Source organism: Bacillus cereus group sp. BceL220 (assembly GCF_051776965.1).
GTDB lineage: Bacteria > Bacillota > Bacilli > Bacillales > Bacillaceae_G > Bacillus_A > Bacillus_A cereus.
In genome coordinates this window covers 43,712-64,619 of record NZ_JBPWBC010000004.1, presented here as the reverse complement: position 1 = coordinate 64,619, position 20,908 = coordinate 43,712, and the positions used below count along the sequence as shown (strand labels likewise).

Here is a 20,908-nt window from a genome sequence, read left to right as displayed (position 1 = left end):
TAAATTCCAATAGAAAGAAGATGATAAAATGAGTAAAGAGGAGCTTGTGAAAAAACAGTTTGGCAGTAATGCAGATAAGTATGTGAATAGTAAAATACATGCTAAAGGACAGGACTTACAGCATGTAGTTCAACAAGTTGAATCTCGCCATAATAATCGTCTTCTTGATGTTGCTACTGGTGGCGGACATGTTGCGAATATGTTAGCACCTATGTTTGAAGAAGTAGTTGCACTTGATTTAACAGAACAAATGTTAGAAAAAGCAAAAAGTTTTATAAAGCAGAATGGTCATGAAAATGTGTCTTTTGTAGCAGGAAACGCAGAGGATTTACCATTTGCAGATCATTTTTTTGATACAATTACATGCCGGATTGCAGCCCATCATTTTACGAATCCGGCTCAATTTATTTATGAAGTAAATCGTACGTTGGAGGATAATGGATTATTCATCTTAATAGATAATGTTTCGCCAGAAAATAATGAATATGATACATTTTATAATTTTATAGAAAAGAAGCGGGACCCAAGTCATGAACGAGCTCTAAAAAAGACAGAATGGCTTACTTTATTAGAAAAAAACGGTTTGCAAATGCAGTCATGTCTTACTTTTGATAAGAAGTTTGATTTTGACTGGTGGTGTAATATGATGGATGTCCCTGTACAAAAGCGTGAAAAATTAACAGAATGTATGATGAAAGCACCAAACGAAATGAAGGAATATTTTAATATTCAACTTAAAAATAATAAAGTAGATTCGTTCTATACTGAAATGGCTATGTTTATATGTAAAAAAAGTACAACATTAAAAAGATAAATGTGTTGCAGTCTTTCTGAAGTACGATATACTTAGTACAGAGAAACTGTGAATTGAGGAATAGTTATTATGATTCGTGTACGCATTGAAGGTACTGAGGAAGAAATGCTTGAATTTATGGGGAAAATGCCAGACATTCCTGGATTTGAAAAGACACATATGAGAGAGCCAAGAAAAGGAAATAACCCGAAATACGATTCAAGTAAAAATGTACTAGCATATTTGTCTTATAAAAAGATTGAAGTCGCCAATAAATAGGCGGCTTTTTTAGTTTGCGCTGTTTCACCGCCTTGTCTTTTTCACATAATAATAATAGTAGATTATGCTGAAGAGGGGTGAGAATAGTTAATAAGAAAATCATCTTTTTTGGAGACTTTGGTATTGATGACGCCGTAGCGTTAATTTATGCAAATAAAACATGTAAATTAGATATTCTAGGTATTGTTGCAGAGTACGGGAATGTATCACGAGATATCGTTACGGAAAATGTTTATTTTTTAGAAAGGTACTATGCTACACAAGTGAAAATTATTGAAGGTGCGAGTAGGCCGATGACAGCTGAAGAACCTTTGTTTTTCCCTGAAATCCATGGGGATCATGGTTTAGGTCCTATTATTCCACCTGAAATGAGAATTTGTAAACGAGAAAATTTTTGTGAATTAATCAAATTAATCGAACCTTGTCCAGAAGATATTATAATTGTGGCGACAGGAAGACTAACGACGCTTGCTACGTTATTTTTATTGTATCCAAATATAATGGATCGTATTTGTTCGTATTATATAATGGGCGGCGCTTTCCTATTTCCAGGTAATGTTACACCAGTATCTGAAGCGAATTTTTATGGTGATCCAATTGCAGCAAATATTGTTATGAAATATGCGAAAAACGCTACTATATACCCGTTAAATGTAACACAGGGTGCGCTTATTACGCCTGAAATGGCCAATATAATAGATAAACAAGGAACTGGACAGGCGAAACTCATTAAACCAATGATTGATTTTTATTATGAGAATTTTTATAAAAAAGAATATCCAGGTATTGGTGGAAGTCCCATACACGATTTACTACCGTTTGTCTCGTTTATAAACGATAGTATTTTCGAATATAAAAAATCGGCAGTGTGGATTAGTACGACAAATGATGTGACTAGGGGCCAAAGTGTAGCTGACTTTAGAAAAATAGCTGAACCAACAAGGTTTGATGATCGGCCGATTCAGAGAATTGCTGTTGGTTTTAACTATCCTGCTTTTAAAGAAGAGTTTATGCGAACAATATTGAAGCCAGATTGTCCTTAATGTGTGTAATAACAAGTCGGATAAATCGTTAGTTCGAAAAATAGTTTATCGGTGTGTATTATTCTCAAAAATCTTATAGTTGAGCAGCATGAATAACTTATGAAAAATGTCACATAACTAATAGTAAGCAATTGTTTCTAATTATATTTTGATTGGTTAAATATAAAGGAGGTTATTATATGATTTGGTCTTTAATCGTTGGTGGTTTATTAGGATGGTTTGCAAGCTTAATTACTGGAAGGGATGTACCAGGTGGTGTAATTGGTAATATTATTGCTGGTATTATCGGTTCTTGGATTGGTACGAAATTACTTGGTAGTTTCGGTCCTGTAATAGGCGGATTTGCAATCATTCCTGCTTTAATTGGTGCGGTTATTTTGATCTTCATTGTGAGTTTTTTACTAAGAGCAATGCGGAAATGAATGTAGCAGGACTGTTTACATTTGTAAGCAGTCCTTTTTATATGTTATGCTAGTATTATACAATCAGGAGGTGTCAGCATTGAAATCATTTACAGTAAATTTCCATCAAGAAGATAATGCAAAAGCGACAACAGTACATAAATTAAGTGAAGAGGACTTCAATAAAGCAACTGAAAAAGGTACTCGTCATTTATTTGATTTAGATACAAACGTTGGCTTCTTCGTATTCTTTGATGCAGAAGATGCAGAAGGAAATGATCAATACTTAATGTTACAATATGAAGGAGATCATGAAGAACCAACTGCGTGTTATGGATTTGATTTAAAACTATACTATCAATTTTTAGCACTATACTTAAATGATCTGGAATACCAAGGTGAAACAGATGAGGAAGAGGAAGAATATGGTCCAATTCATCATTTAGCTCACTTACTTTATCATATTGTTGAAGATGGTAAGTCAATCGAAGTGTAATATACATATTTAAATTAAAGCTGTCCTTTTGGGGCAGCTTTTTTATATGACATTGAAATGGTGTACTTTGAGCTAAATAAAGTGAAGCTTTAATCAGTGGGGGGTTCATCCCAACCGATTATTAGCCCTACCAATCGGGCTTTTACGGGCAGCCCTTACCCCCATCTAACTTCTTTGCTTCGACGTGGGGATCTTACTGCCCGGCAAATAGCGGGATAAATTAATAATAGAAATTTATTTATTAAGTAGGATTATTTATTACTTTCATGTTAGTATCGTAAAACACCTGTTATAATGATTGTAATTAAATTCATGGAGGCTAATTCTATGCTTGTAGATGTAAAAGCTTTTATTAAAGCTGCAGGTTTAACATGTATTTCATCATTAAGTGGAGATAATACATTTGCTTATAATTTTGAAACTGTAAAAAGCACTATCGCTACATTTTTTAAGAAACTAAGATTTACCGTTTAATTTCATTTCAACCAGTAGGAAAAGAGTAATCACTTCCTACTGGTTTTTTTCTGTTTCAAGGAGCTGTTGTGACGGCATATTTTCAGCTATAGATAGAGGATATTATCATTGAGAAGAGAAGGTTTAAATAAGGAGATGAATACAGTGATTAACAATATAATTCCAAGTTTTTTAAAATTATGGGAAAGTGACGATTTAGAATTAGAACTCCTTAATCGATACTTTACTTCGCATTCAGAGATATTTGAAGAATACTTTAAGTATCATTGTCCTAAAACGAAAGAACGTCTTTCTAATTCCATTAAACAATATCCCGCAAAAATAGAAGATATTCGTATTATTGCAGAATTATTACCAATCATTATTCAATAGGTAACAAATGAATATCGTAATAAATATAACTTTGATGTAAATATGAAATTCCATTTATTCGTTGGAGGATTTGGTTCAAATGCATTTGTAGAAAGGGAAATCATTGGAGACATATTTTTTGCGGCAGAAAAATTATCTCCAGATTTGAATCATCTTCGTGTTATTGCTGCTCACGAAATAGGTCATATATATCATAATGTTATGCTACAAAATACTGGAATGGATTGGACTAGGGCTGAATGGACCGATGCGTCGGTAAGTTTGTATCGTGAAGGTGTTGCAACTTATTTATCAAAAAAAATCGTTAAAGATTTAAATGAGTCTGTTTACTACTCATATAATAGTGACGGTGATCCATGGCTACAATATTATAAAGAAAATGAAGAGAAAATAAAGAAACGTTTTTTACAAGATTATGTTGAAGGATGGACAGATGAAAAAGAGAAAGAATGGTTCCGTTTATCAGGAGGTAGTTACTTCGGATATAACAGACTTGGTTACTTTTTAGGAACAGCTTTTGTAACATATTTTGTACAAGCCTTTGGAGAGAATGAAGCACTGACTTTTTGGAACAAACATAATTTGAAAAGTAGTGTAATGGGTTGGTTATCGAAATGAATAAGATGCAATAGGGGGGTAAAATGATGAAAGGGTATTTGAAAATAGTCATGTTGTTTTTGGCTTTAGCATGTATGTTTGCGCTAGCAGCATGTAATGGGACAGACGAAAAAAAGGAAACAAATCCAACCTTGGAAAATAATAAAAATGAACAAAGCAATTCTTCAGAAGAACAGAAAAATCCTGAAGCAAAACCAAGTAAAGAAAAAACAACAAAACCATCACCTGAGCCAGATTCGAAAGATAGAACACTTAATCAAAAATCAATTAACCACGTTAAAGATTTGTTTGAACTAGCAAAAGAAGGAAAAGTACCTAATGTACCATTTGGAGCCCATACAGGGGATATTGAAGAAATTGAAAAAGCGTGGGGAAAAGCAAATAAAACCGAATATGCAGGGAATGGAATGTACGCAACTTTTACAAATAAAAATGTTGTTTTCGGATTTAATAAAGGCTCACAAGTTTTTGATGTACGCTCATATCATGCAGAACTAAAATCGATTACATTACAAGAAATTGAAAAAGCGTTAGGAAAACCATCTTCAGTTAAAGGGAATGGTGAAGACAAAATATATGTATACAAAGTAAATAACCAGTATGAGTTAAAATTTGTCATTCCAAAATCGACTGGTAAGGTAGATCATATTTCCGTGTTTTCACCAGAGGATAGTATTAATAAAATGGCAGGATAAGAAATTAAGTGATTTCAAAAACACCTCACTTTCTTTAAGTGAGGTGTTTTTAGTTGTAAACAAGGAACGTTTCCTTTCATATGGGAAATACTTCACTTTTGTTTTTTAGCATGCATCCAATAAGAAATGTTTATCTACTGAAAAAGTAGTAACCTATAAATTATGTGTAGGCTGGTTCACGATTTTTTTTCGTTCCAAATTTTGAACAAATAACGCTTGTACAATACCTCCAACTAATAAGAAACTAGCGCAAATATAAAACAGCATACTTCCATTTAACTTACTTAATAAAACTGCACCAATAACTGGTCCACACGTTCGAGATATATCCCAGTGTATACCGTAAATTGAAAAATATAAACCACGTTTATCATGAGGTGCAATTCCTGAAACGAATCGTAATAAATGGTTTAGAGCAATACTTTCTCCAATGACTAAAAAGAGTAAGGTGAAGAATAACGACAATATCGTCGTTGAATAACTAAAGCCAACTGCAGCTATTGTAAAGCAGGTATAAGAAATAAGGATGATTTTCGCCATAGAAAATCGTTCAGACCATTTTACGAGGAAGATTTGTAGAATGATTTCCAAAATGGCTTTGCATGTTGAAATAAATGCGAGTATGAATACGAGATTAGGAAATACATGTTCTGCAAAAATACGATAATTCGTCTCAGTTTGTGCATAAAAAAAGCTAATAGGAAGTGTAGAAAACATAAGACCGAATATGGCGTAATGTTTAAAAACAAATTGCTTTGGTGAACTTGCCTCAATTGTTTGTTTCGTCTTACTTATAGTCGGAACGGTTTCTGGGAGCTGGGTCCAAACAACAACGGCATATATCGTAAGGGTTACACTTTGCACGATAAATAAATATTCTGGGTGAGTATTATAAAAACTTGCACCGATTAAAGGGCCGATTACGGATCCAACTGCTCCCATCGTTTGTAGAAGAGCAAAAATTTCTGCTTGCTGCTCTTTTTTTGTTAAATCAGCAATTTGTGCACGTTGAGCCGGAATATATAAGGAACGGCCAATGCCATTAATGACATATAACAGTGCAAATATAAAAACGGATTGAGCGAAAACGAAACTACCGATTGCAACACTTTGTAGCAATAAGCCGAGTAACATAATCTTTTTCCGGCCATATTTATCAGTAATTCCTCCAGCAATAAGTGTAAATAAAATGTCTGAAAGTGGCTGTAATCCGAAAATCAGCATAGTTATTATTACATTGCCGTTTAACATTTTATTAACGTAAATAATCATAATGATAGCTAGCATAGATTCAGTCGTTCGGGTTAATAATTCACCACACAGTCTAATAAAAATAGGTTTATTGTAACGAAGTAAGAGATAATTCAATATTAATTCCTCCTTTCTATATTGAAATGATATGATGAAAGAAGAATTGGAAAAAGGGTAGAAACAATAGGGAGTATTTTTCACCTTTTAGGGGGATTATGATGTTTATTTTAGATCAATATATTGAACTATGGATTGCTTATGGAAAAGGGAAAAAAGAGGGAGAACGATTGGAAGTAACAGTGCAAAATATATCTGAAACATTATTTTGTACAGAGCGTAATAGTAAATTAATTATAAAAAAATTAGATGAGTTAAATTGGATCAAGTGGTTTCCAGGTCGCGGCAGGGGAAATCGTTCTAAGTTAATATTTCAAAAGCACCCGATGTCTTTAATTTTAGATAGAGGAAAAGAAATAACGAAAAAAGGGGATGTGAAAAGCGGAAGCATATTTGTGGAACGCTATAGCTCACATTTTCCGTCAGTAAAGGGAGAATATCACTGCTGGGTAGATTCAATATTTGGTCATAAGATTGAAATGACATCTGAAGGGAGAAGAGATGTACTCCGGTTGCAAGTACAAATGAATTTAGATATCACATTAGATCCTGTATACGCTACAATGCGTTCAGAATGTCATATGGTAAAACATATATTCGACACACTCGTGTATGTAGACGGTAATACAAACATTATAGAGCCAAGACTTGCATTTCACTGGGAATATAATGACGCTGAAAAAATATGGACGTTTTATTTACGAAAAGGAGTTCACTTTCATAATGGAAAACAACTTACTGCACATGATGTTATATACTCATTGAATCGATTTATGAAGCTGGAAAATAATGCACACGCATGGATGTTACAACACGTTGAAAGTATCCGTTCAGTGGATGACTACGTTGTCGAAATTCAATTACAAACGGAAAATAAAATGTTTTTACATATGATAAGTGCAGAACAGTGTTCTATCGTGAATGAAGATGAAGCAGGAGAGCTAATTGGAACAGGGTCTTTTCAATTATATAAAAGTAATGAAAATCTGTTCATTTTAGAAGGTCATCCTTTATATTTTCGTGAAAGACCTTTTTTAGATCGTGTTGAGTTGTGGAATGTAGAACAAGGTGTAAGTACATACGATGTTTTAGTAAAGGCGCAGTATAAAGATAAAGAAAAACATAATAAAGAATTGTCTCGGCTTGAGTCGAACGTGACATATATAACATGTAATCTTACGAAAGAAGGACCAATGCAAGATGAGTTATTTCGGAAAGCGTTATATAAAATCATTCATGGTTATACAATCGTTCAAGAACTCGGCGGAGAACGTGGAGAAGTGGCAAAGAAACTAATATTAGCAGGTGAAAGCATTGTAGAGATTGAGGAAGATGTAGAAAGTTTAATTAAAAGGAGTACTTATCATAATGAAGTGCTACAGCTCTACACATTTACAGGACGAGATCATGTTGAAGATGCACAATGGATACAAAAAGAGTGTGCGAAGTACGGGATTCGTGTAGAAAATAATTTTCTTGATATAGAAGAGCTATTGGAAGTAAGTACGATACAAAAGGCTGATATGATGCATGATAGTGCCACAATAAGCGAACGAATAGAAGATAGTCTATTATATATGTTTCTTACAAAAAATAGTTTTATTCATGGACAAAGCAACATGGACTTTTGTGAAAAGTTGTCTATTTATTTTAAACAAGAAGAATTAGAGAAAAGAGTTACATTGTTACGCGATATTGAGGATACTTTGTTACGTCAAATTCATATTATTCCTTTGTATCGTAATAAACAAGAGGTAAGTACACACGAAAAAGTTCAAAATATAATGATTAATTCACAAGGTTGGATTGATTTTTATAATATTTGGTTTAAGTCTTGATATATAAGGGCTTTTGCACATTTTCATAAGGTGTGTAAGAGCTTTTTTTGTATGTAGGAATAGGTTTGTTTTACACATTGTTACGCTACTTGTGATAAAAGTCTATTTACAGCGTAACAGTGTTATGTTACATTGTTATCAGGAAGGAGTGTTATACAGTTGAGTACAGATTTGATTTCAAAAAAAGATTTATTAGAACTAACTGGCATTTCATACGGACAGTTATATAGGTGGAAAAGAAAAAATTTAATACCGGAAGATTGGTTTGTACGAAAGTCAACATTCACGGGTCAAGAGACATTTTTTCCGAAAGAAAAGATATTAGAGCGTATTGATAAAATCCAAACGATGAAAGAGGATTTATCACTTGATGAACTAGCGAATATGTTTTCACCGAGTGTGAGAGAAATTCTTTTAACAAAGGAAGACATTTTACGTAAGGGGATTGCATCAGAACCAGTTTTACAATTTTTCATAGAACAAACGAATAAAACAGCAGAGTTTCAATTTGTAGATATTCTTTATGTGTACATGTTAGAAGAATTATTACAATCGGGAGATATTAGTTTAGAAGAAGGAAAAATGGTCTTGCAAGTTTTACGTGAAAATTATGAAGCAATTAAACATAAAACTTGTGATTTAATCATTGTACGAAAGTTAGGGATTTCTACATGTTTATTAGTTTCAAACGTGGACGATTTAATTTTTGAAAAAGGCACTAAAATCGTTTTACGCGAAGCGATTATGAAATATACCGAAGCATTAAAAACGAAATTGTTGTAGTGGAGGAGAAAGTATGCGTACAGATAATTTGATTATAAATGGTTACGGTTCATCGAATGGTGGCGAGTTTCATAAAGTGCAATTAAACGGAAAAGGTACTGTGAATGGAAATGTTGAATGTGACCAATTTGAATGTAACGGTTACGGTGCCGTTACTGGAAATTTGAAAAGTAGCAATGCAAGAATTAGTGGATCAGGTAAAATCGACGGTACAGTTCATGCTGAAACGATGCGAATTGATGGAAAAGCAACAATTACGCAAGATGTGAAGGCAAACAGTTTGAAAATTGCAGGAAAAGGTACGGTAGGTGGAAATGTTACTGGTGAAGAATTTAAAGTCAATGGTCAAGCGACAATTGATGGTAATTGTGAAGTGGATACGTTTTCTTCAGAAGGACAATTTACAATTGGTGGATTACTAAGCGCTGATGAAATAAATATTAATATTCACGGTACATGTCGAGCGAAAGAAATTGGTGGTCAAACGATTAAAGTAAAACAAAGACTAAGTACTTTTAGTAGGCTGTTTCAATCAGTATTTGGTATGCAATTAGAGGCTGAACTATTAGAAGGTGACAATATCGATATTGATTATGCTCACATAAGAACGGTAAGAGGAAATAATGTTACGGTAGGACCGAACTGTGAGATTGAACTGATCGAATATACGGGTGTTCTTACTGTTGATAAAAGCGCAAATGTAAAAGAAATTAAGCAGATTTAATGGAAGGGAGAAAATGATATGGAACATCAACATAGTCTTACTGTTAATGGTTCTGGTAGTTCAGCAGGCGGAGATTATAATAAAGTGAAGATTCGCGGTGAAGGAACGATTTCTAATGACATGAGCTGTAATGAATTTAAAACGTACGGCACGAGTGAAGTGTGCGGTAATATGAAAGTGAAAAGTTATGTCGTGTATGGAGATAGTGAAGTACAAGGAAACGTAGATGCGGAATATGTAAAAGTATACGGAAATACACAAATGCATAGTGATGCTCATATTGAAAAAATAAAAGTAAGAGGTATGATAGAAGTTAAGGGGAAATTAACTGGTGATTTCGTAGATGTGAAAGGCGCTTTAAATGTAAAAGGAGATATTGAAGTTGAAGAACTATCACTAACTGGTGGCCTTAAAAGTGATGGATTACTTAATGCTGAAAATATTGAAATTTCACTTCGTTATGAAGGTAGCAAAGTAAGAGAAATTGGCGGTAAGAAGATTACCGTTCGTAAAAAAGCGAGATTTATTCCATTTACAAATCATGCTGGAAGGCTCCAAACGTCTATCATTGAAGGAGATGAGATTTATTTAGAGCATACAATTGCTGAAGTAGTAAGAGGAAATAATGTTACAATTGGTCCTGGATGTGAAATTAGTGTTGTAGAATATCATACTAGTTTTAATCAAAAAGGTAATGCAGTCGTAAAGGAACATAAACAAATATAAGTAGTACGAGGGAGAGCAAGGTTATGGTTGAAAAGAATAATAAGCTCGGCTTTGTTGTAGCGGGCTTATTGCTAGGTATTTTAATGGCATCAATGGATAATACCATTGTCGTAACAGCGATGGGAACAATCGTTGGTGATTTAGGAGGCCTTGAAAACTTTGTATGGGTCGTTTCTGCCTATATGGTCGCAGAAATGGCAGGTATGCCGATATTCGGAAAACTATCAGATATGTATGGTAGAAAGAGGTTCTTTATTTTCGGTTTAATCGTCTTTATGATTGGTTCGGCGCTTTGTGGTACTGCTGAAAATATTACACAGTTAGGGATTTATCGTGCCATTCAAGGTATTGGCGGCGGGGCATTAGTGCCGATCGCGTTTACTATCGTTTTTGATATTTTCCCTCCTGAAAAGCGCGGGGAAATGGGTGGTTTATTCGGAGCAGTATTTGGTTTATCGAGTATTTTTGGTCCGTTGCTTGGTGCGTATATTACAGATTACATAAGCTGGCACTGGGTATTTTATATTAACTTACCGCTTGGCGTTTTAGCACTTATTTTTATTACATTCTTTTATAAAGAGTCACGAGTTCATAGAAAGCAAAAAATTGATTGGTTTGGCGCAATTACTTTAGTTGGTGCAGTAGTTTCTTTAATGTTTGCGCTTGAACTTGGCGGACAAAAGTATGATTGGGATTCTAACTTTATTTTAAGTTTATTTGGTGGATTCGTTATTTTAATTATTGCATTCATTTTTATTGAACGTAAAGTAGAAGAACCGATCATTTCATTTGAGATGTTTAAACAACGTTTGTTCGGAATGAGTACAATTATTGCTTTATGTTACGGAGCTGCATTTATGTCAGCAACTGTATACATTCCATTATTCATTCAAGGTGTATACGGTGGCACTGCAACAAACTCAGGATTATTACTTTTACCAATGATGTTAGGCTCAGTCGTAACAGCGCAGTTAGGTGGTTTTTTAACGACAAAGCTTAGCTACCGAAACATTATGATCATTTCTGCGGTTATTATGCTAATTGGACTATTTTTATTAAGCACATTAACGCCAGAAACAAGTCGTGCATTATTAACAGTGTATATGATCATTATCGGATTTGGAGTCGGTTTCTCATTCTCTGTACTAAGTATGGCAGCTATTCACAACTTCGGTATGGAACAGCGCGGATCTGCGACTTCGACGAGTAATTTCATTCGTTCATTAGGTATGACACTTGGTATTACAATCTTCGGAATGATTCAAAGAACGGGTTTCCAAGATCAATTAGAAGAAGCATTTAAAGGTATGAGCGGGGGAATGAATACAAACACATTAGGGGATTCAAGAGCCATTTTATCAGAATCGGCAAGATCTCAAATCCCTCCGCAAATATTAGATAAGATTATTGATGCTCTTTCTAGTTCAATTGTTCAAACGTTCATGTGGGCATTGGTACCAGCTGGATTAGCATTCATATTCATTTTCTTTATGGGAAATGAGCGCATGGTAATTAAGAAACAACAAAAGAATAAAAAGAGCGAAACATCAAAAGCGTAATGAAAAAGCTCCTTTCCAATTGGAAAGGAGCTTTTTCATATGTATGGTGTTAGATTAGCCTTCGATAATTTCGTATTCTTCGTCTGCAAGTAATAAAATTTGTGTTTTCTTACCTTTGTTTTGAACTTCGATTACATCGTATGCACCTAAGTCTCTTACTTTGCTTTGAGAAGCGTTAACCATAACTTCCATAGAATCAATTAAGATATCTTCTTCAATGTATGATTCAGGCAATGCCATATCTTCAGTTTCTAATACACATGCGTATAGATTTTGTAAGTTTTCAGCAGTTGGGTTTTGTTCCTCAACATCAATGATGTTTTTTACTGCTTCCATATTTTCTTCTTTTACTTGGTATACTTTAATTTTAGCCATTGTTTTAATCTCCTTTATAACGTAATCGTAGAGGCTACACTTCATTATAACGTTTTTTTCATGAAAGATGAAATTGTTATATGTATTTATAGTAAAAATTATGTGTTATTACTCATTATTGGTGTAATTCCCTTACTAATATTATGAATAGGTAACGATATTCCTACGTTAAAGTTATATTGTCCAAGCTTTTTTGTTTTCCTTTCATATATATGTATTAGCTATTCTATATAAAGAAGGGATGGAGTGTAAGTGGATTGTGAGCCGAAACGTGATTGTGGATGTTGCCAAAATAGTATATGTGAATTTTTACAAAGTCTAGAACCGTATACTAAAGTTGAAAGTATTGTAATAGCAGGAAACGAAATCGTTGTATCCTATTTTCTTTCGTTTAATGTGATGAAAGGGATTGTATCATTTGTACAAGAAGACAGTGAGGTTATATTTGTAGATTGCTCAAAAATTGATGCAATCCGAATAGGAAAAGTTTGTAGTTGCAAATCGAAAGTTAAATATATTGAAGAGGACTTTAGCTTGCTAGGAAATGTGTGCCCGCAATGTTTAACAGAGGGGAGCACAATCTTTTTCGATTTTCATAATCCAGAATTAAATTTATCTTTACAAGCGAAAACAATTGATGCACCTATATGTACTGAATTTACAGATGAACTTGGGAATATAGTAAAGCAAGTTGCAATCGTAGGTGAAGCAATTGTTTCTAAGGATTTTGTTCAAGTACCTGAACTGTTAGATTTTCGATTAGTTTTATCGGATACTGCTGCGAACCCTTTGAAGTTTGGAATACTATTCATTAATTTTCCTGATATTACATTCATTATTCTTTTCGCATCTAGTGGATACTTAAACATTTCAAATTGTTTAAAAGTAGAGAGTGGAACTGGTAATATCGAAATAGAAGAGCTGAAAAAAATGATAAAGGATGACGATAACACGTACAAATCGGTTGTTAAATTGACTAAGGTATATAAGAACGGTGAGACGGAATCTTTTATTTCTAAGAAGGAGTTATAACGCATTTTTTGATAAATCCTCATACATTATGTTGAGGGTTTATACATACACGATGTATATTCTAAAGTTTAAAAAGTGAGATACTCTTTTTTTATTAGATGTTATAATAATTTTATATTTGTGAATAATTTATAATTATATAAAATTTTAGTTTAATAGGTGTTTGCTTATATGGTAAGTGGTTTATTGAAAAATTATATATATTTAATCTTAAATATATATAATACGATTGATTTTAAAGAAGGCGGGAATGTAAATGATATATGAAGCGAATATACGTACAAGAAAAAAACTAGTTTCTATGTTTGATGATTTCAATAACGTTGTTTTACTTTCTTATTTACAAGGACATATGGGTACTGCTTGGGTAAATGATCTTGAAAATCCAACAGTAGCACAAGTTACGGTAGGAATTTTCACATTTTATGCTGGAGACCCAAATGTGCAAGAAACAGAAGAGTTATTACGTAATATTCCAGAAAGAATTTTAGTTATCGTAAATAGTGAAGAGTGGAAACAACGCCTAGAAACATTCCATGAAAGAAAAATAGATAAGTTTTTACGTTATAAATTCAAACGAAATCCAGAAGTTTTTAATCGTTCAAAATTACAATCTTTTATATCAACACTTCCAAAAGGATATGAGTTAAAAAGAATAGATGAGCATATCGCAAATAGCCCTACATTACATAAGATCTCCGAAGATTTTACAAGTCAATTTCAGTCGGTAGAAGATTATATAAACCGTGGTATAGGTTATAGCATTTTATATAACGGAGAAGTTGTATGCGGTGCATCCTCGTATAGTATTTATAATGATGGAATTGAAATTGAAGTTGCGACTGATCACAATCATAGAAGAAAAGGTTTGGCAACTGTAGTTAGTGCAGCTCTTATATTGGATTGCTTAGAAAATGGAAAGTATCCAAACTGGGACGCAGCGAATACTACATCTGCTAACCTAGCAGAAAAGTTAGGATATGTTTTTGATAAAGCGTATGATACTTATTTTGTGGATAATAGATGAGTGAAGGAATTACATACTAAAAAATAAATGCGCCCTAGTACGTAAGTCTAGGGCGCATTTATTAGTTGGTAAATATCTTCATAACAATCTTATCACATTTTATCTTTTGAATGTTTGGAATTAAAGATATTTATGTGACTTTTTGAAAAAATAAAAGAGCAGCTAGCAAAAGCTTACTGCTCCTCTCCAAGGGAGAATGGAGAAATACAATCATGTTACCTATAGTATTGACGGAACATAGAGTTTTAACCAAAGCCCGATCGGTGAGGGGTTTGATTAAAACTCCCACTGATTAAAGTTTCACTTTATTACATTTACAGTTTAAATAGTAGAACGTGTTTATCGTAGTTCTCTAAACACCAATTATATTTTTTTAGAATAATTGGATGGACTGCTTCTTTCGTAGTATCGACTTCAGTATAGCCATATTTCTTATAAAAGTTTTCTAATTCCTCAAAAGGAAGACAATATACATCTTGTATTTGTGATTTTCTCGCAGTTTCTACTAAAAATGAAACAAGCTCACCAGCTAATTGAAGCCCTCTAAATTGAGGCAGAATAAAAATCCCGCCCATTTCTAAAGTATCTTCATCTATTTGGACTAATCGGCCAACACCTGCATACTCGTTGTTATATGTAATAATTGCAACTTTATCTCTTTTTAAATCACTTCGTACAAATCCTATTGAGTCATATTGATTATTAACCCATTCTAAATCGTTAGATGTGGCCAATTGAATACTCATATACATCCTCCTTGGAAATACTAGCGCTTTCTTCATTATATAGAACATAACATACTATATCAAAAGAACCTTGAGATAGCACATTTGTTTAAGTTATTAGTTAAAAGTGTGGGATTGCTGGCATTGAAATGTAGGGTTCACCAAATATAGGATAATAATGTTGTGAATTTAGTGTTACATAGTCAAAACAAAAAATAGTTCATGTGTTCGATAACGCACGATTGTTTAAGTGTAGAGAAAATTATAGGTGTATTTTAATTAGTAGCTACTGTATTCATTGAAGCTATTAAGGAAATGTGGTAATCGCCAGCCTTAGTGATACAAATCATATTAGGATTTAGTAAAAAAACTCTTCCTAAAAAAGAGGGAGATTAAAGATAAGAGCACTTCGAAAAGTGCCCTTCAGTAACGACTACTCATTCTAAAAAGAAAGGATGCAATATATCATATGAAGTTAAGTGTATTTAATTATGGGCCTTTTATATAAAAGTTTTATTTTGTTCTGAATAAAAAGGCGGTTGTTTCCGCAACCACCTTTCAGTAAAACAAAGCACTTTTTATGAAATAAATTATGGATGGTCCCTAAAAAAGGTTATAGGATATACCCACATTTTTATAACTAAAGTGAAGAACTCAGGTTATAAGGAAGGAACAATTATATTGTATGAAATCTATTCTAGAGTAGTCACAAAGAAAGTTGTCTTCTTATTAGAAGGCTGCTTTTTTTATTAGAAAAAGAAGTAGAAGATTAAGTTACTTGTCCAAACAAATTTTAAAAAAATACATAAAATGCTATTAGTTAGTCAATATTTTAATATTGCTAATTTTTAAGACTAAAAGGGGTGATTTTATGTGTGAATGTGAAGTTTGTAGACGAAAGAAAAATCGGGATCCATTAAACCGGGAGTTTGAGCCGAAAAAACGAGTTCCTGAGCCAAAAAAAGAGGATTGCGAATCATTAAATTATTATTCGTTTAGTAAAAATGCAAATTTTTTAGAGGAAGCTATACAAACAGATGAAATCGATCAAATTTCTGAGGAATATATTGAAATAGTTGATTCAGCAGATGTACAAGTTACTACTACAGATACAAAAGCTGCGCTATCTATCCAAGCGGCATTACAAGCAGCTATCGTAGTTGTAGTAAGTATTTCTATAGCAGATAGTGAAAAGGCAGATAAAATAACACAAGAATTATTTCAAAAATCAGCTATTAAACAAATTAATAGACAAAAAACATTTATTAAAAATTCTAGAAACGTAACCGTAACAACTACTGATACAGATATTGCAGTGAATATTCAAATTCTCCTTCAAATTTTATTAGCTTTATTAGTTAAACTAAACATTTTATAAAGTGTCTATCCTATTGATATTTAGCTATAAGTTTTCACTCTAAGTAAATGTTTTTTGTTGTAATACGTGGTACAAGCTTGGACTTTTTATTAAGACTGAATTAATATTCAAGATTAATGGTAAAGCAAGTGTGGAAAACTACAAATAAAGATAAAATACATGATTTAACAGTAATGAAACTTATATTTATGTGAAGTGAAGGAAAGCTGTCTTCTTATTAGGAGTCAGCTTTTGATTTTATTAGCAAAAAGAAGTGAAAATAGAAGATTAAGTTACTTGTCCAAGCAATTTTTATTTCATTACATATAATGCTCGTAGATATTTAAAATTTTTATAGAAAATTGATTGGAGTGAATATTGTAAATGGATGATTTAAACAAATTTTCTTCCTTTAAGTTTGATAAGGATCAAAAGAATATAATTATAGACCTTTTACTCTCAGATATTTTTAATAGGCATGGGATAAATGAAGAAAAACTAAAAAATTTATCGCCAGAAAAAAAGCAGCAAATTAAAAGTATTGTTTCTGAAATACAATCACAAGTTAATAATTATTTAGATTGAAAGGGGGTGAACGCATGGACAAAACATGTCATTCAGATGAAAATAAAAAGTGGAGTGCATTAGATTCCTCAAATCCTCATCCATCTTTTAAAAATGCTAGCGTTTCAGAAGCAGCTGCGCAAGAAAGTAAAACGTATCAAATTTCTGAAGAATCTATTACAATTGTAGATTCAGCAGATGTAGAAGTTACTACTACAGATACAAAAGCTGCTTTATCTATTCAAGCAGCATTACAAGCAGCTATCGTGGTTATAATAAGTATTTCTATAGCAGATAGTGAAAAAGCTGACCGTGTAGCACAAGAATTGTTTCAAAAATCATCTATTAAACAAATTAATAAACAAGAAACTGTTATTAGAAATTCTAGAAATGTTACAGTTACGACTACGGATACAGACATAGCAGTAAATGTTCAAATTCTTCTCCAAATTTTATTAGCTTTACTAGTAAAATTAAATATTTTATAAAATGTTTAACTTGTTTTTATCTAGTGATTCTTACAGGTGAATATTCACTGTTTTAATTATAGTACAGGCTATAAATATTTATCATAACTGGACTAATATTCAACATCACCAAAGTATGAATGTAAAAGCCATTTCCTTTATTGGATTTGGCTTTTAAATTTTAAACAGTATGAATTTGAAAAGATTATATTAAGATAAAGAATTAAAATATAATGATACAAAATACTTATAAAATTATTCGTGTTTTAGAAAAATAATAAGAAAAAGGTGTTTAAAATAGAATCATTTTCATTAATAGTTCAAGTTTTGAAGAATAGTGCATACAATATAAAGTGTTTTCCTTTCTTCATTTAAGTTTTACGTATATAATTTAAAAGTACTATTTTTATTTTATTATTTTATATTTATAACAGAATAGAGGTTTAAAAATGGGTGTTAAAATCATTACGGATAGTGCGGCGGATTTACCAGTAGAATTGCTGCAAGCATATGATATTGATTTAATTCCACTCCGTGTATATGATGAAGCAGAAACAGAGTATTTAGATGGAGTAACATTAGAGTCAGTTACATTATTGCAAAAAATGAGAGAAGGCGCTGTTTATAGAACGTCATTGCCTTCACTTGAAACTTTCCAAGAAAAATTTGTTTCTTATGCAAAAGAAGGTAATCCTTGTATATATTTAGCTTTTTCATCTGAACTGTCTGGTACATATCAATCATCAGTTGTCATTAAAGAGGAAGTAAAAGAAACATATGTAGATTTAGATTTAGAAATTATTGATACGAAATGTGCTTCGCTTGGTCAAGGTCTTGTCGTTTTAGAAGCTGCTAAAATGGCAAAAGACGGCGCATCAAAAGAAGATATTTTAAACCGTGTCGATTTTCTAATGAACCATATGGAGCACATCTTCACTGTAGCTGACTTACAGTACCTTGTTAGAGGTGGACGTTTAAGTAAAGTAGCTGGTTTTATCGGTGGTTTACTAAACATTAAGCCGATCTTAAACGTGGAAGAAGGAAAACTTGTACCACTTGAAAAGGTACGAGGGAAAAAGAAAGTATTAAGCCGTATTGTTGATATTATGGAAGAGCGTGGTAAAGACCTTAAAGGTCAAACAATCGGTATGACTCACGGTGACGATTTAGAAACAGCTGAAGCATTAAAAGCATTAATTACGGAAAGATTTGGCTGTGAAGTATTTATCGTAAATACAATTGGTGCAGCAATTGGAGCACATACAGGTCCTGGCGTTATAACGTTATTTTTCTTAAATGAAGTAGAGTAAAGGATTGATCTTTTGATCAATCCTTTTTTATTTTTTAATCTGTGATAATCGGTCGTTATGGTATTGATGAAGATAAAATCTTTGAAGTTTTCCTATATCAAATGCAATCTTGTAGAAGGAGTATTTTTTATATGTGGAATGATACTTAATGGTAGAAAAAAAGTATAAATAAGAATGCATTTATAGGAATCTGAATATTTAATTATATCTAAATTTTATCATTTCATATATAATTGTGTAGGGAAATATCTGTAACTATTTGTAAAAATAGGGGGCGGCTATAAAAATGCAAGAAATTGCTAGATGGGATTTAAATCGATTGTATTTGAATGAGGATATTCTATTTCCGATTTTGGAGTTGAAAGAGCAATATTTTGTAACAAAAGATGTAGAGGTTCTTTCAAAGCTTATACAAACTATTGAAAAAGCAGAATACTATTTGTACTGTCAATCGGTTGAAGAAAGTGTTTCATCTGACCTTACTAAATTGACTGTGAAAGTGAAGGAACTAAAAAGTGAAGTACAGCAAGTAATAAAACATAATGAAGTGGAAACTTCAGATAATACTAAGTTAATAAAAGATGAGCTTAATGCGTGGGAAAATATGTACATACAATTACGGGATAGGATAGAAATAGAGCACAATAATAAACTATTATCCTTTGGACAAGCAAATACTATTGCAATGAATAGTGATAATGAAAAGGAAAGATTAGAAGTATTCGAGTTACTTACAAGTACTTTACATAAGGAAAAAGAAATCTTTGCTACCGTATTAAATCAAATAGGGAGATTGCGTAATATAAAGAGTAATGAAATAGAAGATAGAGAGATTTTAACACAATCTTTTCATGCGAATGGCATTTCAGAAACTGTATTATTACAAATGTGGAATGTGACAGAAGAAAACCTTGATAAATTAGTAAGTGCTTTAAACGTGTATAAGAAAGGGAAAGCTTCGATTACATGGCATGAACTTATGACAGTAAAGGAAAGTAATGAGGTTACTATTCCTTTTTCAGTAGCAGTACAAAACGTTTATGATGCATGTAAGAATATTGATGAAGAATTAGCAGTATTTGCACGTAATGCGATAGAAAGTGGATGGATAGATGCTGAACCGAGAGAGAATAAACCACCAGGTGGGTTTTGTGCTCCATTTTTCAGTGAGAAAGAATCGAGAATCTCCATGCGTTATGATGGGAGTATAGATAGTGTAAGAGTGCTCGCTCATGAATTAGGACATGCTTGGCATTTTTATAATATGAGTTTTGAACAATCTACATCTTTTTTAGATGATTATTTGCCGATGAGTACGGCTGAATCAGCATCTATTTTCTTTGAAACGGTACTCTTAAATTATCTAATTGAAACAACTGATAGTAAAGATATGAAAAAGGCATTGCTTAGCTGGAAAATAAGAAATAGTTTTAATTATGTAATGGCAATACGAGCATCGTATCAGTTTGAAAAAACATTTTATGAAAAATGTAAAGAGGGTCCATTAAGTGCTGATGAAATTGAGAAATTATCTATAATGGCACAAAAAGAAGCATATGGAAATTCTTTAAGTGAATACCAGCCGTTTGTATGGATGAAATATATTCAATTTTATATAGCAGATGTTCCTTTTTACAATTATCCATACACATTTGGATATTTAGTAAGTTTTAGTTTATTAGAAATAGCTCAAGAAAGTAAAAGTACTTTTCATCCGAAATATAAAGAGTTTTTAAGAGAAACAGGAAAGGCTCCAGTAGAGGAGCTTATGAAAAAATATTTTGAAATAGATATAAGAAATTATGAATTTTGGAATAAGGCTTTTATTCAAATTTCTAAAGACATTGATGAATATTTGCAGCTTATGTAAGGGGAGAGTATA

22 protein-coding genes and 1 pseudogene are annotated in these 20,908 nt (G+C 32.4%); 20 read left to right on the top strand and 3 right to left on the bottom strand.

Going from position 1 to position 20,908, the window contains the following annotated elements; all coding sequences use genetic code 11:
* The first annotated feature begins 28 nt into the window (after nt 1-28).
* The 8 genes and pseudogenes from ACS2FK_RS12440 (at nt 29) to ACS2FK_RS12405 (ending at nt 5,171) form a co-directional block, all read left to right on the top strand.
* Nucleotides 29-814 carry a class I SAM-dependent methyltransferase gene (locus ACS2FK_RS12440; RefSeq protein WP_000031312.1) on the top strand — a complete coding sequence of 262 codons (786 nt, stop codon included), beginning with the start codon at nt 29-31 and terminating at the stop codon, nt 812-814.
* 69 nt (nt 815-883) lie between these two features.
* Nucleotides 884-1,072, top strand: a complete 189-nt coding sequence (locus ACS2FK_RS12435; protein ID WP_000621885.1) for a DUF3970 family protein — start codon at nt 884-886, stop codon at nt 1,070-1,072.
* Between the two features lie 77 nt (nt 1,073-1,149).
* On the top strand, nt 1,150-2,115 hold the full coding sequence (locus ACS2FK_RS12430) for a nucleoside hydrolase (protein WP_001223685.1): 966 nt from the start codon (nt 1,150-1,152) through the stop codon (nt 2,113-2,115).
* A 179-nt stretch (nt 2,116-2,294) separates the two neighbouring features.
* Nucleotides 2,295-2,537: a GlsB/YeaQ/YmgE family stress response membrane protein gene (locus ACS2FK_RS12425; protein WP_000638310.1), complete on the top strand. Its 243-nt coding sequence runs from the start codon at nt 2,295-2,297 to the stop codon at nt 2,535-2,537.
* A gap of 79 nt (nt 2,538-2,616) precedes the next feature.
* On the top strand, nt 2,617-3,012 hold the full coding sequence (locus tag ACS2FK_RS12420; protein ID WP_000834885.1) for a hypothetical protein: 396 nt from the start codon (nt 2,617-2,619) through the stop codon (nt 3,010-3,012).
* A gap of 327 nt (nt 3,013-3,339) precedes the next feature.
* On the top strand, nt 3,340-3,486 hold the full coding sequence (locus tag ACS2FK_RS12415) for a hypothetical protein (protein WP_000959551.1): 147 nt from the start codon (nt 3,340-3,342) through the stop codon (nt 3,484-3,486).
* A gap of 135 nt (nt 3,487-3,621) precedes the next feature.
* A pseudogene (locus ACS2FK_RS12410) lies at nt 3,622-4,476 on the top strand (aminopeptidase).
* 23 nt (nt 4,477-4,499) lie between these two features.
* Nucleotides 4,500-5,171 carry a YjgB family protein gene (locus ACS2FK_RS12405; protein WP_063547594.1) on the top strand — a complete coding sequence of 224 codons (672 nt, stop codon included), beginning with the start codon at nt 4,500-4,502 and terminating at the stop codon, nt 5,169-5,171.
* A 153-nt stretch (nt 5,172-5,324) separates the two neighbouring features.
* Here the strand turns inward: ACS2FK_RS12405 and ACS2FK_RS12400 are convergent, their stop codons facing one another.
* On the bottom strand, nt 5,325-6,539 hold the full coding sequence (locus tag ACS2FK_RS12400) for an MDR family MFS transporter (protein ID WP_063547592.1): 1,215 nt from the start codon (nt 6,537-6,539) through the stop codon (nt 5,325-5,327).
* A 101-nt stretch (nt 6,540-6,640) separates the two neighbouring features.
* Here ACS2FK_RS12400 and ACS2FK_RS12395 point away from each other — a divergent pair, with 101 nt between their 5' ends.
* From ACS2FK_RS12395 to ACS2FK_RS12375, 5 genes are all read left to right on the top strand, one after another.
* Nucleotides 6,641-8,377 carry an SgrR family transcriptional regulator gene (locus tag ACS2FK_RS12395; protein WP_063547590.1) on the top strand — a complete coding sequence of 579 codons (1,737 nt, stop codon included), beginning with the start codon at nt 6,641-6,643 and terminating at the stop codon, nt 8,375-8,377.
* A gap of 159 nt (nt 8,378-8,536) precedes the next feature.
* Entirely contained in the window at nt 8,537-9,160 is a 624-nt protein-coding gene (locus ACS2FK_RS12390) for a YhbD family protein (RefSeq protein WP_023522229.1), read from the top strand.
* Between the two features lie 13 nt (nt 9,161-9,173).
* Complete coding sequence (locus ACS2FK_RS12385) at nt 9,174-9,884, top strand: bactofilin family protein (RefSeq protein WP_023522228.1); 711 nt, start codon at nt 9,174-9,176, stop codon at nt 9,882-9,884.
* An 18-nt stretch (nt 9,885-9,902) separates the two neighbouring features.
* Nucleotides 9,903-10,610 (top strand): hypothetical protein, encoded by a 708-nt coding sequence (locus ACS2FK_RS12380; protein ID WP_063547588.1) that lies wholly within the window; start codon nt 9,903-9,905, stop codon nt 10,608-10,610.
* 23 nt (nt 10,611-10,633) lie between these two features.
* Nucleotides 10,634-12,169, top strand: a complete 1,536-nt coding sequence (locus ACS2FK_RS12375; protein ID WP_063547586.1) for an MDR family MFS transporter — start codon at nt 10,634-10,636, stop codon at nt 12,167-12,169.
* A gap of 54 nt (nt 12,170-12,223) precedes the next feature.
* Here the strand turns inward: ACS2FK_RS12375 and ACS2FK_RS12370 are convergent, their stop codons facing one another.
* The gene (locus tag ACS2FK_RS12370) at nt 12,224-12,544 is read right to left on the bottom strand and encodes a hypothetical protein (RefSeq protein ID WP_001062742.1); all 321 of its coding nucleotides are present in this window, start codon (nt 12,542-12,544) and stop codon (nt 12,224-12,226) included.
* A gap of 252 nt (nt 12,545-12,796) precedes the next feature.
* On the opposite strand from ACS2FK_RS12370, the gene ACS2FK_RS12365 reads away from it, so the two are divergent.
* Together ACS2FK_RS12365 and ACS2FK_RS12360 are read left to right on the top strand one after the other, a co-directional pair.
* Nucleotides 12,797-13,576 carry a BC_2878 family exosporium-associated protein gene (locus ACS2FK_RS12365; RefSeq protein ID WP_023522227.1) on the top strand — a complete coding sequence of 260 codons (780 nt, stop codon included), beginning with the start codon at nt 12,797-12,799 and terminating at the stop codon, nt 13,574-13,576.
* Between the two features lie 256 nt (nt 13,577-13,832).
* Nucleotides 13,833-14,603: a GNAT family N-acetyltransferase gene (locus tag ACS2FK_RS12360; protein ID WP_000638744.1), complete on the top strand. Its 771-nt coding sequence runs from the start codon at nt 13,833-13,835 to the stop codon at nt 14,601-14,603.
* A gap of 314 nt (nt 14,604-14,917) precedes the next feature.
* On the opposite strand, the gene ACS2FK_RS12355 is transcribed toward ACS2FK_RS12360, so the two are convergent.
* The gene (locus tag ACS2FK_RS12355; RefSeq protein ID WP_063547583.1) at nt 14,918-15,349 is read right to left on the bottom strand and encodes a GNAT family N-acetyltransferase; all 432 of its coding nucleotides are present in this window, start codon (nt 15,347-15,349) and stop codon (nt 14,918-14,920) included.
* A gap of 850 nt (nt 15,350-16,199) precedes the next feature.
* Here ACS2FK_RS12355 and ACS2FK_RS12350 point away from each other — a divergent pair.
* The 5 genes from ACS2FK_RS12350 (at nt 16,200) to ACS2FK_RS12330 (ending at nt 20,896) form a co-directional block, all read left to right on the top strand.
* The gene (locus ACS2FK_RS12350; RefSeq protein ID WP_063547581.1) at nt 16,200-16,706 is read left to right on the top strand and encodes a spore coat protein; all 507 of its coding nucleotides are present in this window, start codon (nt 16,200-16,202) and stop codon (nt 16,704-16,706) included.
* A 363-nt stretch (nt 16,707-17,069) separates the two neighbouring features.
* Nucleotides 17,070-17,270, top strand: a complete 201-nt coding sequence (locus tag ACS2FK_RS12345; protein WP_000342253.1) for a spore coat protein W — start codon at nt 17,070-17,072, stop codon at nt 17,268-17,270.
* Nucleotides 17,271-17,284: 14 nt separating this feature from the next.
* Nucleotides 17,285-17,737, top strand: a complete 453-nt coding sequence (locus ACS2FK_RS12340; protein WP_000361676.1) for a spore coat protein — start codon at nt 17,285-17,287, stop codon at nt 17,735-17,737.
* Between the two features lie 428 nt (nt 17,738-18,165).
* On the top strand, nt 18,166-19,026 hold the full coding sequence (locus ACS2FK_RS12335; RefSeq protein WP_000538281.1) for a DegV family protein: 861 nt from the start codon (nt 18,166-18,168) through the stop codon (nt 19,024-19,026).
* A gap of 286 nt (nt 19,027-19,312) precedes the next feature.
* Nucleotides 19,313-20,896 carry a M3 family metallopeptidase gene (locus tag ACS2FK_RS12330; protein ID WP_063547579.1) on the top strand — a complete coding sequence of 528 codons (1,584 nt, stop codon included), beginning with the start codon at nt 19,313-19,315 and terminating at the stop codon, nt 20,894-20,896.
* The last annotated feature ends 12 nt before the right edge of the window (nt 20,897-20,908 follow it).

What these genes read in the sequence shown, in the direction of transcription:
- ACS2FK_RS12440 (WP_000031312.1), top strand. Translation starts at nt 29, where the DNA reads ATGAGTAAAGAGGAGCTTGTGAAAAAACAGTTTGGCAGTAATGCAGAT.
- ACS2FK_RS12355 (WP_063547583.1), bottom strand. Translation starts at nt 15,349, where the DNA reads ATGAGTATTCAATTGGCCACATCTAACGATTTAGAATGGGTTAATAAT.
- ACS2FK_RS12375 (WP_063547586.1), top strand. Translation starts at nt 10,634, where the DNA reads ATGGTTGAAAAGAATAATAAGCTCGGCTTTGTTGTAGCGGGCTTATTG.
- ACS2FK_RS12425 (WP_000638310.1), top strand. Translation starts at nt 2,295, where the DNA reads ATGATTTGGTCTTTAATCGTTGGTGGTTTATTAGGATGGTTTGCAAGC.
- ACS2FK_RS12370 (WP_001062742.1), bottom strand. Translation starts at nt 12,544, where the DNA reads ATGGCTAAAATTAAAGTATACCAAGTAAAAGAAGAAAATATGGAAGCA.
- ACS2FK_RS12350 (WP_063547581.1), top strand. Translation starts at nt 16,200, where the DNA reads ATGTGTGAATGTGAAGTTTGTAGACGAAAGAAAAATCGGGATCCATTA.
- ACS2FK_RS12385 (WP_023522228.1), top strand. Translation starts at nt 9,174, where the DNA reads ATGCGTACAGATAATTTGATTATAAATGGTTACGGTTCATCGAATGGT.
- ACS2FK_RS12335 (WP_000538281.1), top strand. Translation starts at nt 18,166, where the DNA reads ATGGGTGTTAAAATCATTACGGATAGTGCGGCGGATTTACCAGTAGAA.
- ACS2FK_RS12405 (WP_063547594.1), top strand. Translation starts at nt 4,500, where the DNA reads ATGATGAAAGGGTATTTGAAAATAGTCATGTTGTTTTTGGCTTTAGCA.
- ACS2FK_RS12395 (WP_063547590.1), top strand. Translation starts at nt 6,641, where the DNA reads ATGTTTATTTTAGATCAATATATTGAACTATGGATTGCTTATGGAAAA.
- ACS2FK_RS12330 (WP_063547579.1), top strand. Translation starts at nt 19,313, where the DNA reads ATGCAAGAAATTGCTAGATGGGATTTAAATCGATTGTATTTGAATGAG.
- ACS2FK_RS12345 (WP_000342253.1), top strand. Translation starts at nt 17,070, where the DNA reads ATGGATGATTTAAACAAATTTTCTTCCTTTAAGTTTGATAAGGATCAA.
- ACS2FK_RS12435 (WP_000621885.1), top strand. Translation starts at nt 884, where the DNA reads ATGATTCGTGTACGCATTGAAGGTACTGAGGAAGAAATGCTTGAATTT.
- ACS2FK_RS12360 (WP_000638744.1), top strand. Translation starts at nt 13,833, where the DNA reads ATGATATATGAAGCGAATATACGTACAAGAAAAAAACTAGTTTCTATG.
- ACS2FK_RS12380 (WP_063547588.1), top strand. Translation starts at nt 9,903, where the DNA reads ATGGAACATCAACATAGTCTTACTGTTAATGGTTCTGGTAGTTCAGCA.
- ACS2FK_RS12415 (WP_000959551.1), top strand. Translation starts at nt 3,340, where the DNA reads ATGCTTGTAGATGTAAAAGCTTTTATTAAAGCTGCAGGTTTAACATGT.
- ACS2FK_RS12340 (WP_000361676.1), top strand. Translation starts at nt 17,285, where the DNA reads ATGGACAAAACATGTCATTCAGATGAAAATAAAAAGTGGAGTGCATTA.